This is a genomic window from Micromonospora sp. A200, assembly GCF_029893845.1.
Taxonomy (GTDB): domain Bacteria; phylum Actinomycetota; class Actinomycetes; order Mycobacteriales; family Micromonosporaceae; genus Micromonospora; species Micromonospora purpureochromogenes.
In genome coordinates this window covers 196,492-211,635 of the sequence record NZ_JARXXY010000006.1, presented here as the reverse complement: position 1 = coordinate 211,635, position 15,144 = coordinate 196,492, and the positions used below count along the sequence as shown (strand labels likewise).

Annotated in this window: 16 protein-coding genes and 1 tRNA gene; 7 read left to right on the top strand and 10 right to left on the bottom strand. The window is 73.2% G+C overall.

Annotation, left to right across the window (positions count from 1 at the left end; genetic code table 11):
* Positions 1 to 36: 36 nt before the first annotated feature.
* Together M2302_RS08795 and M2302_RS08790 are read right to left on the bottom strand one after the other, a co-directional pair.
* Positions 37 to 1,707, bottom strand: coding sequence for a DUF885 domain-containing protein (locus M2302_RS08795; protein ID WP_280837410.1), 1,671 nt, complete (start codon positions 1,705 to 1,707; stop codon positions 37 to 39).
* A gap of 9 nt (positions 1,708 to 1,716) precedes the next feature.
* Positions 1,717 to 2,358, bottom strand: coding sequence for a Uma2 family endonuclease (locus M2302_RS08790; protein WP_280837409.1), 642 nt, complete (start codon positions 2,356 to 2,358; stop codon positions 1,717 to 1,719).
* A 173-nt stretch (positions 2,359 to 2,531) separates the two neighbouring features.
* On the opposite strand from M2302_RS08790, the gene M2302_RS08785 reads away from it, so the two are divergent.
* The gene (locus M2302_RS08785; RefSeq protein WP_280837408.1) at positions 2,532 to 3,512 is read left to right on the top strand and encodes a DMT family transporter; all 981 of its coding nucleotides are present in this window, start codon (positions 2,532 to 2,534) and stop codon (positions 3,510 to 3,512) included.
* 124 nt (positions 3,513 to 3,636) lie between these two features.
* Here M2302_RS08785 and M2302_RS08780 read toward each other — a convergent pair whose 3' ends face one another.
* The 3 genes from M2302_RS08780 to M2302_RS08770 all read right to left on the bottom strand — a co-directional run bounded on the left by M2302_RS08780 (position 3,637) and on the right by M2302_RS08770 (position 8,623).
* The gene (locus tag M2302_RS08780) at positions 3,637 to 4,707 is read right to left on the bottom strand and encodes a PHP domain-containing protein (RefSeq protein ID WP_280837407.1); all 1,071 of its coding nucleotides are present in this window, start codon (positions 4,705 to 4,707) and stop codon (positions 3,637 to 3,639) included.
* A gap of 74 nt (positions 4,708 to 4,781) precedes the next feature.
* Positions 4,782 to 7,691, bottom strand: coding sequence for a glycosyl hydrolase (locus M2302_RS08775; RefSeq protein WP_280837406.1), 2,910 nt, complete (start codon positions 7,689 to 7,691; stop codon positions 4,782 to 4,784).
* Between the two features lie 170 nt (positions 7,692 to 7,861).
* Complete coding sequence (locus M2302_RS08770; RefSeq protein ID WP_280837405.1) at positions 7,862 to 8,623, bottom strand: M23 family metallopeptidase; 762 nt, start codon at positions 8,621 to 8,623, stop codon at positions 7,862 to 7,864.
* Positions 8,624 to 8,702: 79 nt separating this feature from the next.
* Between M2302_RS08770 and M2302_RS08765 the strand changes: the two genes are divergently transcribed.
* From M2302_RS08765 to M2302_RS08750, 4 genes are all read left to right on the top strand, one after another.
* Positions 8,703 to 9,089, top strand: a complete 387-nt coding sequence (locus M2302_RS08765) for a hypothetical protein (protein ID WP_280837404.1) — start codon at positions 8,703 to 8,705, stop codon at positions 9,087 to 9,089.
* Between the two features lie 73 nt (positions 9,090 to 9,162).
* Complete coding sequence (locus tag M2302_RS08760) at positions 9,163 to 9,330, top strand: hypothetical protein (RefSeq protein WP_170285394.1); 168 nt, start codon at positions 9,163 to 9,165, stop codon at positions 9,328 to 9,330.
* A 119-nt stretch (positions 9,331 to 9,449) separates the two neighbouring features.
* Positions 9,450 to 9,977 carry a tRNA adenosine deaminase-associated protein gene (locus M2302_RS08755; RefSeq protein ID WP_280837403.1) on the top strand — a complete coding sequence of 176 codons (528 nt, stop codon included), beginning with the start codon at positions 9,450 to 9,452 and terminating at the stop codon, positions 9,975 to 9,977.
* A gap of 208 nt (positions 9,978 to 10,185) precedes the next feature.
* Positions 10,186 to 10,641, top strand: a complete 456-nt coding sequence (locus tag M2302_RS08750) for a nucleoside deaminase (RefSeq protein ID WP_280837429.1) — start codon at positions 10,186 to 10,188, stop codon at positions 10,639 to 10,641.
* 54 nt (positions 10,642 to 10,695) lie between these two features.
* Here M2302_RS08750 and M2302_RS08745 read toward each other — a convergent pair whose 3' ends face one another.
* The 3 genes from M2302_RS08745 to deoD form a co-directional block, all read right to left on the bottom strand.
* Positions 10,696 to 11,163 (bottom strand): thioesterase family protein, encoded by a 468-nt coding sequence (locus tag M2302_RS08745; RefSeq protein WP_280837402.1) that lies wholly within the window; start codon positions 11,161 to 11,163, stop codon positions 10,696 to 10,698.
* Positions 11,160 to 11,798: a TetR/AcrR family transcriptional regulator gene (locus M2302_RS08740; protein WP_280837401.1), complete on the bottom strand. Its 639-nt coding sequence runs from the start codon at positions 11,796 to 11,798 to the stop codon at positions 11,160 to 11,162. Before M2302_RS08740 ends, M2302_RS08745 begins: the two co-directional genes overlap by 4 nt.
* A 125-nt stretch (positions 11,799 to 11,923) precedes the next feature.
* On the bottom strand, positions 11,924 to 12,631 hold the full coding sequence (gene deoD / locus M2302_RS08735; protein ID WP_280837400.1) for a purine-nucleoside phosphorylase: 708 nt from the start codon (positions 12,629 to 12,631) through the stop codon (positions 11,924 to 11,926).
* Positions 12,632 to 12,706: 75 nt separating this feature from the next.
* Here deoD and M2302_RS08730 point away from each other — a divergent pair.
* Positions 12,707 to 12,793, top strand: a tRNA-Ser gene (locus M2302_RS08730).
* Between the two features lie 64 nt (positions 12,794 to 12,857).
* Here M2302_RS08730 and M2302_RS08725 read toward each other — a convergent pair.
* Both M2302_RS08725 and M2302_RS08720 read right to left on the bottom strand, forming a co-directional pair.
* Entirely contained in the window at positions 12,858 to 13,589 is a 732-nt protein-coding gene (locus M2302_RS08725) for a hypothetical protein (RefSeq protein WP_280837399.1), read from the bottom strand.
* Positions 13,586 to 14,089, bottom strand: a complete 504-nt coding sequence (locus M2302_RS08720) for a SigE family RNA polymerase sigma factor (protein WP_280837398.1) — start codon at positions 14,087 to 14,089, stop codon at positions 13,586 to 13,588. Before M2302_RS08720 ends, M2302_RS08725 begins: the two co-directional genes overlap by 4 nt.
* Before the next feature lie 161 nt (positions 14,090 to 14,250).
* On the opposite strand from M2302_RS08720, the gene M2302_RS08715 reads away from it, so the two are divergent.
* Entirely contained in the window at positions 14,251 to 15,048 is a 798-nt protein-coding gene (locus M2302_RS08715; protein ID WP_280837397.1) for a DUF3152 domain-containing protein, read from the top strand.
* Positions 15,049 to 15,144: the final 96 nt, after the last annotated feature.

Sequence of the window (15,144 nt, the reverse complement as noted above, 5' to 3'; positions counted from 1 at the left end):
GGCCGTCCCGCCCGCCCCCGACCCCGCACCCAGGTCCTAGAGGCGGGCCAGCGCCTTGCGCAGCGGGTCGAGCCCCAGCGAGCCGAGGTCGAGCGCCTGCCGGTGGAACTCCTTGAGGTCGAAGTCGGCGCCCTTGCGGGCCTTCGCCTCCTCGCGGGCCTGGAGCCAGATCCGCTCGCCCACCTTGTACGACGGCGCCTGCCCCGGCCAACCCAGGTAGCGGTTGAGCTCGAAGCGCAGGTTCTCGTCCGGCACCCGGCAGTGCGCCCGCATGAACTCCCAGCCCAGCTCCGGCGTCCAGCGCTCGCCCGGGTGGAAGTCGAACGGGTTGTCCTTCGGGATCTCCAGCTCCAGGTGCATGCCGATGTCGACGATCACGCGGGCTGCCCGCATGGCCTGCCCGTCGAGCATGCCGAGCTTGTCGCCCGGATCCTCCAGGTAGCCCAGGTCGTCCATCAGCCGCTCGGAGTAGAGCGCCCAGCCCTCGCCGTGCCCGGAGACCCAGCAGAGCAGCCGCTGCCAGCGGTTGAGCAGCTCGGCCCGGACCGCCGTCTGCGCCACCTGGAGGTGGTGCCCCGGCACGCCCTCGTGGTAGACGGTGGTCACCTCGCGCCAGGTGGAGAAGTCGGTGATGCCCTGCGGCACCGCCCACCACATCCGACCCGGGCGGGAGAAGTCCTCGCTCGGCCCGGTGTAGTAGATCGCCCCGTCACTGGTCGGCGCCAGGCAGCACTCGATCCGGCGGACCTGCTCCGGGATGTCGAAGTGGGTGCCGTGCAGGTCGCTGATGGCCTTGTCGGCCAGCGCCTGCATCCAGTCCCGGAACGCCTCCTTGCCCTGGATGGTCCGGGCCGGGTCGGCGTCGAGCGCCGCCACCGCCTCGTCGATGGTCGCGCCCGGGCCGACGATCCGCCCGGCCAGCGCCCGCATCTCGGCCTCCAGCCGGGCCAGCTCCGCGAAACCCCAGGCGTACGTCTCGTCGAGGTCGACCTTCGCGCCGAGGAAGTACTGGGAGGCCAGCTCGTACCGCTCCCGGCCGGCGGCCTGCTTGTCCCGCCCCTGCGGGGCCAGCTCGGTGCGGAGGAACTGGCCGAACTCGGCGGTGGCGGCGGTGGCGGACGCGGCGCCCCGGCGCAGGTCGGCGCCGAGGGTGCCGTCCACGCCGAGCCGCTCCACCAGGCCGTGGAAGAAGTTGTCGCCGTTCGGGTCGGTCCAGACGTCGCACTGCTTGGCCACCTCGACCAGCTGCACCTTCGAGCTGATCCGGCCGGCGGCGGCCGCCTCGCGCAGGGTGGTCTTGTAGCCCTCCAGCGTCGTGGCGAACCGGTTGAGCCGGGCCGCGACGTTGGCCTGGGCGGCCTCGCCCTCGGTCGGCATCAGGTCGAACACCATGCGGATCTCGTGCAGCCCGCTGGCGATCACGTTGACCTCGCTGGTCACCTCACCCGCGTCGTACCGGGCGAGGTCCAGGCCGAGGCGTTCCTGCATGGCCTCCTTGGCCGTCCGCTCGATCTCCGTGTCCGGCTCGGTCACGTCGAGGTCGGCGAGGGTGCGCCGGGTCAGCTCGGCCCGGGCCTCGTAGCCGGCCGGGGAAAGGTCGTCGAGCTGGTCGTCGTAGCCGGCGATACCGACGTAGGTGGCGCCGGTCGGGCTCAACGGGGCCCAGTCGGCCACGTAGCGGTTCGCGAGGTCATCGATTCGTCCCACGCTGCGACCCTACGTGACCGACCGGCCCTGATGTCGAGCGTGTTTGGCGTGTTCGGGCAGCAGTCGCGCCGGGTCGACGTCGATCGAAAACGGCGACCGGGCGCGCAGCCGCTGCCCGCCGACCGCCCGCGCGGTGGGCACGTAGTGCCCGTCGCCGTCGAGGCCGAACAGCTCCATTGCCACCCGGCGCATCCGGCCGCCGATCTCCACCCGCATGAAGTACGGCACGCCGCCCTCGGCGCAGCGGCGCCGCTTGTCCGCCCCGTCCGGCGCGGGACCGCCGGGCCGGACGAACTCCACGGCCAGGACGCACAGCTGCGCCGGCACCCACCGTTCCTCCTCGTCGGTGGCGGGGAGGGTGTGCAGCACCGTGACGTCCGGCTGGATCCAGCAGGTCGGCGAGAAGGTCAGGTTGACCCGGCCGAGCACGTGCCGGCCGGTCGCCTCGGCCGCCGGCACCAGGGCGCTGGCCAGGCTCGCCATCGCGATGCTCTCGGTGGCGGGCGGGAACGGGGTGACCACCAGCCGACCGTCGACGCACTCGTGCCGGGCGCCGGCCAGCTCACCGACCCGCAGGTGGCGTTCCGCGCGCTGCACCGTCCACCCGCCGGCGAGGTCGAGCACCGGATCCGACCCGCGCGTCAGCAGCATCAACGCCTCACCCCTCCCGGCTGATCAACGACGGTGCGCCGCCGGGGTTCCTGGGTGGCTCCCGCAGCGGCTCGACCCGTCGACGGCCGCGCGGTCGCGGGCTCGCTGTGGCGGTCGACACGGCGTCCGATTTTCGCGGGACATCGTCGTACCCCTGCGGCAGAGTGTCAGGGGTGACCACCCATGTGACCCCTGACCGGGCGCCGCTGCGCAGCTGGCTGCCCGGCTTCCTGGCGCTCGCCGCGATCTGGGGTGCGAGCTTCCTCTTCATCAAGGTCGGCATCGAGGAGCTGCACCCGCTGCATCTCACCCTCTACCGGGTGGCCACCGGCGCGCTCACCCTGCTGGTGGTGCTCGCCGTGCTCCGCGACCGGCTGCCGCGGGAGCCCCGGGTCTGGGCGCACCTGGTCGTGGTCGCCGCGTTCGGGGTGGCGCTCCCGTTCACCCTCTTCGGCTACGGCGAGCAGCGTGTCGAGTCGATGCTCGCCGGCATCTGGAACGCCACCACGCCGCTCATCGTGCTGCCGCTGGCGGTGCTGGCCTTCCGTACCGAGCGGCTGACCGCGCGCCGGGCGGTCGGGCTCGGGCTGGGCTTCCTCGGCGTGCTGGTGGTGCTCGGCGTCTGGGAGGGCGTGGGTGGCTCGCACTTCACCGGCCAGTTGATGTGCTTCGGTGCGGCGGCCTGCTACGGCGTGGCCATTCCGTACCAGAAGAAGTTCATCGCCGGCAGCGCGTACTCCGGGTTGTCGCTCTCCGCGGCGCAGCTGCTGGTGGCGACGGCGCAGCTCGCGGTGGTCGGTCCGCTGGTGGTCGGGGCGCCGCCCGTGCCGACCGAGCTGTCGGCGCCGGTGGTGGGCAGCGTGGTCACGCTCGGCGCGCTCGGCACCGGGCTGGCCTTCGTGATCAACCTGCGCAACATCCGGGTGGCCGGCGCGAGCACCGCCTCCACGGTGACCTACCTGATCCCGATCTTCGCGGTGCTGATCGGCGCGGTGGTGCTCGACGAGCGGATGAACTGGCACCAGCCCGTCGGCGCGCTGGTCGTGCTGCTCGGCGTCGCGGTGACGCAGGGCCTGGTCGGCCGGCGCCGCCCGCGCGCCGAGGCGGTTACCGGCATCCCCGCCGTGCCGGCCGCGGAGCCCGCCGCCCGCTGACCCCGCCGGCCCGGACCTGACGGCGTGCCGGTCCGACACTGATCCACTCCGTTGCGGCGAAACGGCGGTCTCCCGGCTCGCGGACACCGCCGTTTCGGCGACATCGTGGCCCCCGGTCGGGGGGTCAGCGGCGGGTGCGGGCCCACTTGAGCAGACGGTCGGCCGGCCAGGTGTTGACCACCCGGTCGGCGGGGACGCCGCAGAGCGCCGCCCGCTCGCAGCCGAACCGCTGCCAGTCCAGCTGCCCCGGGGCGTGCGCGTCGGTGTTGATGGCGAACCGGCAGCCGGCCTCCAGGGCCCGGCGGATCAGCCGCTTCGGCGGGTCCTGCCGCTCCGGCCGGGAGTTGATCTCGACAGCCACGCCGCGCTCGGCGCACGCGGCGAAGACCGCGTCCGCGTCGAAGTCGCTCTCGCCCCGGGTACGCGGCCGGTGCGCGCGGTCACCCGGACCCTTCACCCCGGCCGGGCGGGACGACACCATCCGCCCGGTGCAGTGGCCGAGGATGTCCAGGTGCGGGTTGTCGATCGCGGCCAGCATCCGGCGGGTCATCTTCGCCCGCTCGTCGCTCAGCCCGCTGTGCACCGAGCCGACCACCACGTCCAGCCGGGCCAGCAGCTCGTCGGTCTGGTCCAGCGAGCCGTCGGCGAGGATGTCCACCTCGATGCCGGTGAGGATGCGGAACCCCTTGGGCAGGGCCTCGTTCACCGCCGCGACGTGGTCGAGCTGTTTGCGCAGGCGGTCCGCGGTGAGGCCCCGGGCCACCTTGAGCCGGGGCGAGTGGTCGGTCAGCACCACGTACTCGTGGCCCAGCTCGACCGCCGCGAGCGCCATCTCCTCGATCGGCGACCCACCGTCGGACCAGTCGGAGTGGGTGTGGCAGTCGCCGCGCAGCGCAGTCCGCAGCGCGGTGGCCGCGGCGTCCAGGTCGGTGCCCTCGGTGGCGACCAGCCGGCGCAGGTAGACCGGCTCCTCGCCGGCCAGCGACTCGGCGACGCAGCGGGCCGTGACGTCGCCGACGCCGGTCAGCTCGGTGAGCTTGCCGGTGCGGGCGCGCTCGGCGACCTCCTTCGCCGGCAGCTCGGCCAGGGCCTTCGCCGCCGACCGGAACGCCCGGACCCGGTAGGTGGCCTCGTTGGCCCGTTCCAGCAGGAACGCGATCCGGCGCAGGTCGGCGATGGGATCCCGGGCGGTCATGACCTGCAAACTACGCGCCCGCGCCGCCGGTCGGGGGTACGACCGGCGGCGCGGGCTGGTGGTGGTAGGCCGGATCAGGCGTACGGCAGCGTGACGACCGAGCGGTCGCCGAGGCCGAGGGTGGTCGGGTTCGTGCCGATGGCGGACCAGACCTCCACCTTCACCGTGCCGTTCGACAGGTTGCCGAGGGTGCCGGTGGCGGAGAGCAGTCCGGCGTTCTGGGTGTAGTGCTCGTAACCGGGGACCGGGTCGGTGGCGAAGTAGCGGTACGTCTCCACCCGGTCGACGGTCCCGTCACCGGTCAGGTCGTAGGAGACCCGCGCCTGCACCCCGTTGCCGACGGCCGAGCCGGCGTCGAGGAACAGATCGAACCGGGTCTGCCCACCCGAGTACGCCATGGTCAGCCCGGTCGCGGTGAAGACCACCGGGTTGGTCGGCGTGCCGTCGTGGTTGGTGCCGCCGGCGCCGGCCACCGTGGTGGTCGTCGCGCCGCCGGCCGCCCCCAGGCCACCGCCGGGGAGCAGGTACCGCGTCGGCGAGCCGCTGGGCGGGGGTGTGGTCGGCGTCGGGCTCGGGGTGGTGGGGGTCGGCGTCGGGCTGGTCGGCGTCGGGCTCGGGCTCGCGCCGCCGCCCGCGTTGCCGCCGCTCCAGGTGTACGCCCCGGTGGTCGCCGTCCGTCCGGCCGCGACCGTCAGCCGGGTGCCGTCGGACCAGGTCACCGTCAGCGGTGCGGCGGTGATGTTGCTGGCCACGTAGGTGCGGGCGCCGTTGCGGGTGAAGACGGTCGCCAGCGGGTGGTTCGCGGTGACGCCGGTGTCCACCTGGCCCAGTGCCGCCAGGTTGCGGATCCAGTGGAACGTGTGGGCGCGGCTCTCGCCCTCCTCCGGGGTGTAGCCGGGGTTGGCGCGCAGCTTCGTCAGTGCCGCGTCGGGGTCGCCGAGAGCCAGGAACTGCCAGAGGATGTCCTGCCAGACCGTGGGTTCGCCGCCGTTGTTGCGGACCAGTTCGGCGTAGTTGGCCCGGGGGTAGGCCGGCCGGTGGCCCAGGTAGAGGTGGCCACCGGTGACCGGCAGCATGTTGATGCCCTGGATCATCTCCGGGTCGGCGCTGAACCAGGTGGAGTACGCACCACCGTCGCCCCAGACCATGCCGACCGTCGAGTGCCCGAACGCGGCCGGGAAGTTCTCGTCGTCGACGTCGAGCCAGTACTGCTGGATCGCCGCCGCCTGGTTGGTGTACATGAACATGCCGGCGTCCCGGACGGCCGTGTTGCCGGTGGCCTGTCCCCACTGGATGAGGGCGTTGGCGAAGTTCATCCCCTCCGACGACGACTCCTGGTTGTTGCCGGCGGCGAACGAGCCGTGCCCGGAGGCCCAGTCGTGCCCGGCGTAGATGTCGAAGTCCCGCAGGTACGGGAAGCGGGTGTCCTCACGGCTGTAGTTGTTGGCGTCCCGGATGAGCAGGTCGACCATGCCGCCGTACCGGTCTGTGGTGGCCCAGGTCGGGTCGAACTTGGCCAGCGTCGCGGCGGCCGCGATGAAGTACCCGTAGTGGAAGTGGTGGTCGTTGAGCTCCTGGTCGGAGCCGTACGACGCGGGGTAGCCGATCAGGGTGCCCCAGTTCCGGTCGTAGTAGAAGACCCGGTCCGTCTTGCCGGGGGTGGCGGTGAACCAGTCGTTCAGCGTGGACCGGATGGCGTTCAGCGCGGCGGTACGGGTCTCCGTGTCACCGACCAGGTCGGCGATCTCGGCGATCCGGGCGGCCCGCCCGAGGCCCTTGCCGGTCCAGTACGTGTCGGTGCCGCGCTGGTCCATCGGGTTGCCCCGCACCGCGGCGAGCTGGTCCCGGAGCTGGGCCAGGTCGGCGCCGGCGCCGGTGGCGACGCCGGGCAGCTCCGGCAGCACCCCCTGGTAGGTCATCGCGGTGCGGAACTGGCTGACGCCGGTGAGCACCTTCATCCGGCCCCGGGCCGAGGGATAGCTCTGGCCGATCGGGGTGGCGCCGGCCAGCGCCTTCCACTGGTGCGGGTAGAGGCTCACCACGGTCTGGGTGGCGGTGCCCTCCCGGGGGGTGGTGGTGAAGGCGTACGTGGTGGTGACCCGGCTGCTGGCCTGGTCGTAGGAGTAGGAGACCCGGGTGCCGGTGACGTGTGCGTGGGCGTACCGGCCGTAGGTGGTGGCGAGGTCGGCGCGGGCGGCGGCGTCGGTGCTCGGCGTGGTGGGCAGCAGGGCGACGGAGAAGTAGCCCTTGCCGGCCAGGGTGGAGGTGATCCGTCCGCCGGCGACGGTCCAGGTGGCGCCGGTCGGGGCGTAGGCGACGTAGTCGTGGCCCCGGACGGTGAACCCGATGGTGGCGCCGTTCTGGGACCACACCGTCGGGCTGCCGCCGGTGGGGTTGATCAGCGCGTCGCCGCCGCTGGTCCGGAAGTAGGCGAACGGCAGGCCGTGGCCGATGGTGGCCCGCAGGGTACGAGTGCCGTCGCTCCAGTACGGGCTGACCGTCCAGTCCGTCCAGTCGTCGACCTTGACGACCGGCGCGCCGAGCCCGGTCACGCCGACCCGGATGTCCTCGGCGTACGCGTACTTGTACTCGCCCACTCCGGTCGCCGTGCCGGTGACGGTGGGGGTGGAGGTGGCGGAGAAGCCCAGGCCGTCGCCGAAGGGCTGGTAGGAGGCGGGGTGCGCGTGCAGCGGCTCGCTGTACGCGCAGTTGGTCCGCTTCCAGAGCAACGACGACCACCAGTCGTTGGTGGGGATCGGGCCGGCGGGTGCGTTGGCGGTGACGAACTGCCGGGGGTTGGTGGACAGGTCCCCGCAGCCGGTGGGCAGGGGGCCGACCCGGTCGGTGGTGTAGCTGCCGGCGCCGACGGTGGCGGCCTCGGCGGTGGCGGTGGCGGTGAGGGCGAGACCGGCGACGACGACGGCCAGGGCGGTGGTGGTGGCGAGCACCCAGGGGGTGCGGCGGGGTGGGACGGGAGGGTTCATCGTTCCTCCAGCGCGGCGCCGGATCGGGGGCCCGGGGTCGCGGTTCGTCGGAATCGGGAGGTTTGTTGCCTGAGAGAGCGCTCTCTCACGCGGACGTTAACCATTGCCACGACTTTCGTCAATGTGTCAGTCGGGTGACGGCGCTGTTGCGCGGGCTCCCGTGCCTCCGGTCAGCCGGCGTCCGTGGTCGTGCGCGGGGCCTTCGGGCAGCCGTGTTGGCGCTCCCAGGACGTCACCGCGGCGACCGGCGACCGGTTGCCGTCGCGGCGCCACGAATCCAGGTACTTCGCCGGCCACACCACGCCCCGGCGGATCCACCAGTCGTCGTGGCCGGTGCACTTCGGCGACAGGCCGAAATGCAGGTGGCAGACGTTGTTGGCGTTGCCCGTCCGGCCCACCTTGCCGAGCTGCTGCCCCGCGCGGACCCGCACGCCGGCGTCCACACCGGCGCTGATCGCGCTCAGGTGCGAGCCGTAGTACCGCACCCCGTCGTCACCGAGCAACGACACCGAGAGCCCCCCGTTGTGCGGCCCCAACGGCCCCCGTCGGTCGAACCGGTCCACCCGGCTCACCTCCAGGATCGTCCCGTCGGTCACCGCCACCACCGGCTCACCACAGTCGGCGAAGATGTCCGTGCCCGGATACGCCGAGTGCGTCGGGTGGTAGGCGACCTTGCCGGCGCGTACCGGGAAGACCCGGCGCAGCGGCGCGCGGCTCGGCGACGCCGACGGCGCGGCCGGGCTCGCGGAGGGCGCGGCCGCCGGCGGCGCCGGTTGGTCCGCGGTGGCCGTCGCGGACGGAGCGTCCCAGACCGTGCTCGGCGCGGCGGCCGGCCGGTCGCCGGGTGCGCAGCCGGCGAGCAACGCCGGTGCCAGCAACAGCAGGACCGGGTACGCCGGACGCGCGCGGCGGCCGGTCGATCGCGACGACATCCGGACATCCTGGCAGACGGCTACGGTGGGAGGGTCCCCCGGAGCGCCGGGGGGTGCGTGGACGGGAGCGGTGACGGCGATGAATGGTCAGCCCACGTACCCGGCCGGGCCGGCTGCCGGGCAGTTCATGGCGCGTACCCCCTCGGGTCTGTTTCCGTCGGGGCCGCCGCGCCGGCCGACGTGGCGCGAGCCGCACCCGGTGACCGGCAGCGGGGTGGCCGCCGGCGCGGCGCTCGCCGCCGCCTGGCTGGTGCTCTTCGGCCTCCTCGGCCGCGGCGTCCCCGGGTACGCGTGGTGGACCGTGATCGCCGGCGTGGTGGCCTGGCTGGCCGCCCTCGGCCTCGTCCGGTACGGCGACCGGGGCGTGGCGACCGGGGTGGCGATCGTCACTGCGGGTGGTTGGAGCATCGCGTTCGCGATCGTGGTCGTGCGCTGGGCGACCAGCGCGGACTGGCCGATGTGGTGACGCTGCGTCATCGCCCGGCTTCGTTTCGAACGCCATCTTGACGTACTCGCTGTGACTGGGGACCCTTTCCGGTATGGCCTGGACCACCCCGCGGCTCGACCCCGAGCGCAGCCGTCGCCGCCTGCAGATTCTCGCCGAGTTGGCGGGGGCCCGCGCGGTACGACAGCGGGACAAGCCGCAGCGGGAGCGCACCGAGCGGCTGCGACAGCTGATCGCCACCCGGCGTCGCGTCGCCGGCTGAGGCGACTTTCTCAGGATTGACCGGCCCTTCGGGGCGTTGACCGGTCGCCTGCCGACGCGACCGGTTAACGTGCATCGCGTAACGAGTCGGCGTGCTGTGCCGAGGCCTTTGGGGGGACCGTGTCGTACTTCGCTGCCGCCGTGGTGCGCGACGAGGGCGAGTGGAGCGCCGCCGAGGTGAACCTACGGGGCGCCTCCGACATCGACGAGGTCGCCGACCGGCTGCGCGACGTCGAGCCCGACGCCGACCTGTCGCTGCTCTTCGTCGAGGCGGACGACGCCTACCTGGTGATCCTGCGCCTGGACGAGGGAGAGGACCTGCGGATCTTCGGCTCCGACTCCGCGTACGCCGAGGAGTCCCGGCTGGGCGCGCTGCTCGTCGGTGACCTGAAGACCTCGGTCACCGGGCTGGAGGAGAGCGAGGAGCCCCGGCCGTCCGCCGCCGGGACCGAGGAGAGCGAGCAGCCGGCGGTCGACCCCGAGGCGGACCCGGTCGGCGACGCGGACATCCTCGCCGACCTGGGCATCTCCGCCCAGAAGCTGCTCCGGCTCTGCGCCCACGAGGGGATGCTCCCGGCCGATGTCACGGCCGAGGTGTGCCAGGTGCTCGGGTGCGCCGACGAGGTCGAGGAACTGCGTGAGGTCTGACCCGCCGTCCGGCGACGGAGCCGCCCTGTCGGGCGGCGGTTCGCCGCAGGCCGGCGCCGCCGAGCCGGTCGACTCGACCGACCCGGCGCTGGAGACCGTACGCCGGGGGCAGCCGACCCCGGGCGCCGTCGGTCGGGTCGGGCCCGGCGCGGACGAGGGGCTGGCCGACCCGGACGGGGCGGGCCGCCGGCAGCGGCACGAACTGTGGATGCGCCGCGCGCTGGAGGTCGCCGTCACCGGCCCGGACACGCCCGCCCCCGGCGCCGACGGCGCGGACGCGGCCGACGACATCCCGGTCGGCGCCGTGCTCTACGGCCCGGACGGGACCGAGCTGTCGATCGGGCGCAACGAGCGCGAGCTGACCGGTGACCCGACCGCGCACGCGGAGGTGCTGGCGCTGCGCCGGGCCGCCGAGCGGCTCGGCCGCTGGCGGCTCGACGGCTGCACGCTGGTGGTCACCCTGGAGCCCTGCACGATGTGCGCGGGCGCGCTGATCCTGGCCCGGGTGTCCACCGTGGTCTTCGGCGCCTGGGAGCCCAAGACCGGCGCGGCCGGCTCGCTCTGGGACGTGCTGCGTGACCGCCGGCTCAACCACCGGCCGGAGGTCTACGGCGGCGTCCTGGAGTCCGAGAGCGCCGCCCTGCTGCGCGCCTTCTTCCGCTGACCGCCCGCCGACCCGGCACCCTCGGCCCGCTCAGGCCCGTGGCCCGTGGGCCGGTCAGGCCGGGGTCGGGGCGGGGCGGAGCAGGTTCGCGGCCACCGCGCGGCCGGTCTCGGTCCACGGGGTGGGTCGCAGGGTCGCCGGGTCGAGCCGGACGATCGCCCGCCGGCCCTCGGCGTGCACGATGCTGCCGTCGAGCGAGCGGAACTGGTAGGCGTACTCGGCGCTGCTGGTGCCGAAGTGTTCGAGCCAGAAGTGCACCGCCACCGGCCCGGTGGCCGCGATCGGGGCGCGGTAGGTGATGGTGAACTCGCGGACCGCGTGGAAGGTGTCCGGCGCGCTGCGCTGCCCGCCCTGGTAGGAGACGCCCCGCTCGGCCCAGTAGGCGGTCAGGGCCCGCTCCAGCAGCACCACGTACCGGGAGTTGTGCAGGATCCCGAAGGCGTCGAGGTCGTCGAAGTACACGCTGACGTGCTCAACGTGGCCGTACTCGACGGCGGAGGGGGCGGCGAGGGCGTGGCTCATGAGAGGCCTTCCGGTAGCAGGGTCGGATCGGGGCACAAGGCCCGCAGGCGGTGCAGCAGGCCCTGGCGGGCGTGCCGGTAGGCGGTGTCGGGGTCCAGCAGCCGGGAGCGCAGTGCGGCGGCGATTCCGAGCGCGTCGATCTCGTACGCCAACTGCGGGACGTCGGTGTCGACGGGGAGTTCGCCGGCGGCGACCGCCTCCCCGACGAGGTGTTCGAGGAACGCGGTCCAGCGGCCGAACACCTCGGCGAGCCGGTCCCGGACCGGGCCGGGTCGGGCGTTGTACTCGAAGTCGGTGCTGGCGAAGAAGCAGCCGCCGGGGAGCACCCGGGCGGCGTAGAAGTCGATCCGGGCCTGGTGCAGCGCCCAGAGCCGCCGGACGCCCCGGGGGGCGCGCAGCGCCGGGTCGATGATCCGCTCCTGCCACTGCTCCACCGCCCGGTCGACGGTGGCGAGCTGGAGCGTCTCCTTGGAGCGCCAGTGCGCGAACAGGCCGGACTTGCTCACCCCGAGCGTGTCGGCGAGCTGCGCGAGCGAGAGCCCGTGCAGTCCGACCTCGGTGGCCAGCACCACCGCGGCGTCCAGCGCGGCGGCCCGGGTCCGGTCGCCGCGGGCGACGCGTCCGTCGACTGTCATGGGGAGAGGCTAACCAAAAAGCACGACCGGTCGTATTGTTTGGGTCGGTGACGGTGCTCACTCCGAATACGGCGACGCCCCGCCATCCGGTGCGGATGACGGGGCGCCGAGAAAGGAGGGGAAAGTCAGGCGATGGCGGTGTCCAGGGCGATCTCGACCATCTGGCTGAAGGTCTGCTCGCGCTCCTCGGCGGTGGTCTTCTCGCCGGTCTTGATGTGGTCGCTGACGGTCAGGATGGTCAGCGCCCGCGCCTTGAACCGGGCGGCGATCGTGTAGAGCGCCGCCGACTCCATCTCCACCGCCAGCACGCCGTAGTCGGCCAGGCTGTCGTAGAGGTCCGGCCGGTCGGTGTAGAAGGCGTCCGCCGCCAGGATCGGCCCGACCCGCATGCTGATGCCGCGCCGCTCGGCCACCTCGACCGAGGTACGCAGCAGCCCGAAGTCGGCGACCGGGGCGTAGTCGATCAGCCCGTCGAACCGCATCCGGTTCATGTTCGAGTCGGTGGAGGACCCGATCGCCGCGACCACGTCGCGCAGCTGGAGGTCCTCGGTCAGGGCGCCGCAGGAGCCGACCCGGATCAGGGTCTTCACGCCGTACTCGTTGACCAGCTCGTGGGCGTAGATGGAGGCGGACGGCATGCCCATGCCGGAGCCCTGGACGGAGACCGGCACGCCGTTCCACCGGCCGGTGAAGCCCAGCATGCCCCGGACCGTCGAGTAGCACGTGGCGTCCTCGAGGTAGGTCTCCGCGATCCACTTGGCCCGCAGCGGGTCGCCCGGCATCAGGACCCGCTCGGCGATCTCTCCCGGCTTCGCGCCGATGTGCGTACTCATGGCAAAGATCCTGCCAGGCCGGAGGCGGGCATACCGGTTCGGCATCCAGACCGGCGGTCCTGTACCCTCGTCGGCGGTGGCGTGTCCGAGTGGCCTAAGGAGCACGCCTCGAAAGCGTGTGAGGGGGCAACCCCTCCGCGGGTTCAAATCCCGCCGCCACCGCTCGTGAACAGCGAGGACGCCCGGTCGATCCGCGAGGATCGGCCGGGCGTTCCGCTTTCGGCTCTCAGAGCCTCCGGCCCTGCGCGTCGTCGGCGACGATGCCGTCCAGGCGCACCCCGGGAGCCAGTTGCCGCGGGTCGAACCAGAAGATCACCACCTCCGGGTCCGCACTCCACTTCGCCAGCCGGGCGTCGATCTGACGGCCGTCGACGGTGCCGACGATGCGCTTCGCAGGACCGACGAAGTATCCGAAGGTGGGCACCGGGTTGCGGTCCGGGCCGGATCCCGACTGGTCGTAGCCGATCTCGTGGAATCCGGGGCGGCGATCGTTGCCCTCGACGTCGTTGACCAGGAAGTCCGAGGTCAGCCTGCCGTCGGCGGCGCGGCGGCCGGCGACCAGTCCGATCGTCACCCCGGGTACGTCGGGTAGGTCGACGGCGACGAAGTAGAAGACCCGCTCGTCGGCGCCGTACCGGATCCCGCTGTCCACCACGCGACCGACCGGGACCGGTGGCGGCTCTTCCGGGCTCGGTGTGGGGTCCGCCGAGGGGTGGACGGCAGGTGCGGTGACGGCCGGCGCATCCGGCCGCTCGGGATCCGGCGGGCCGGCCTGCTGCACAGCGGCCGTGACGCCGGCGACCACCGCAAGCACGAACGCCGCCGCGCCGGGGCCGGCGAGCCGCCGGCGGCGACGCAGGCGGCGACCCTCGCGCATGATCGTGGTCAGGTCGAGGGCGTCCCGCCCGGTCCGTTCGGTCGCCCGCATGGCCTGCCGGAGCTGGTCCGTCTCGTTCATCGGCGCGCCCCGTGGGTCGCCGGCGCCCCGGTGCCGGCCTTGCGCAGCTTCTCCAGGGCGCGGGAACTGGTGCTCTTGACCGTCCCGACCGAGACGTCGAGTTCGTGGGCCACCTGCAGCTCCGGCAGATCGAAGTAGTAACGCAGGACGACGATGGCGCGCTCGCGCGGGCTGAGCGTGCCGAGGATGCCGAGCAGCCAGCGTCGGGTGGCGACCTCGTCCGCGACGTCGCTTCGAGGTTGCTCCGGGATCTCCTCGCTGGGGTACTCGCGGATCGGGCGCCGCCAGCTGTCGACGAGATGGTTGACCATCACGGTCCGGGCGTATCCGTAGGCGTCGCTGTCGCGGACCCGGGACCACGACGCGTAGGTGCGGACCAGCGCGGTCTGCGCCGCGTCCTCGGCCTGGTGGTGGTCGCCGGTGATCAGGAAGGCGGCGTGTACCAGTCGACCGGACGCCGCCCGGGCGAACTCGACGAACTCCGCATCACCCCGGGCCATGCCCACCCTGCCCGCATCGCCCGCCGTTCGCGCATCCCACGACGGACAGGACGGGTGGGACGGGTGAAAGGTTGAGTCCGCGCGAGACCAACTTTCTGGCCGGGTCACCCGTCCTCCTCGCTGCGCACGACCGGCCGGCGCTGCGCAGCGAGGGGAGACGCATGACAACGAAGACTACGGGTCGGACCCGCGCCGTCGGCGCGGCACTGTCGCTGGCAGCCCTGCTGCTCAGCGCGGCGACCGGCTGCACGCGACCGGCGCTTGGTCAGCCACCCGCCCCGGCCGCCGGGGCGGACGCCACCACCCCCGCGCCGCCACCGGTGACCCCCCGGCCACGAGCCGCCGCCATCGGCTATCCGGCGGACGGCGGCAACCGGTGGCACCGCGCCGCCGCGGAAACGCCGGCCCCTGGCGGGACCGGGCGGCTGCTGCGCTACCGGGTGGCGGTGGAGCGCGACATCCAGGGCCTGCCGGTGACCGAGTTCGCGGCGGAGGTCAGCAGGACGTTGAACGACCCGCAGGGGTGGACCGCGGGCGGGACGCTGCGGCTGCGCCGGGTTGGCTGGGGTCAGCCGGCCGACTTCACCATCTACCTGGCCACCCCAGGTACTCGCGACAAGCTGTGCCAGGACCTGCACGACGGCTACACCTCCTGCCGCAACGGAGACCGGGTCGTGCTCAACGTGGCGCGCTGGGTCAAAGGAGTGCCGCACTATGGCGCGCGCCTCGCCACCTACCGGCGGTACATGATCAACCACGAGGTCGGGCACCGGCTCGGCATGGGTCACGAGCGGTGCCCGGGTCGGGGCCGACCGGCACCGGTGATGCAGCAGCAGTCGCTGGGCCTGCACGGCTGCACCGCGAACGCCCTGCCGTACCTCGACGGTGAGCGCTACACCGGTCCGCCGGGCGCCTACGACGACCCCGTACCGCCCCGCGACCGAGGCCGGCTCGGCTGAACACGACCCGCGCCTTCGCGTCGCTGTCGCCCGCGCATCGACCGATTGGCGGACGGTGCCGGCCGGTCGACGGTCAGCCTGCCCGTTCGCCCAGTT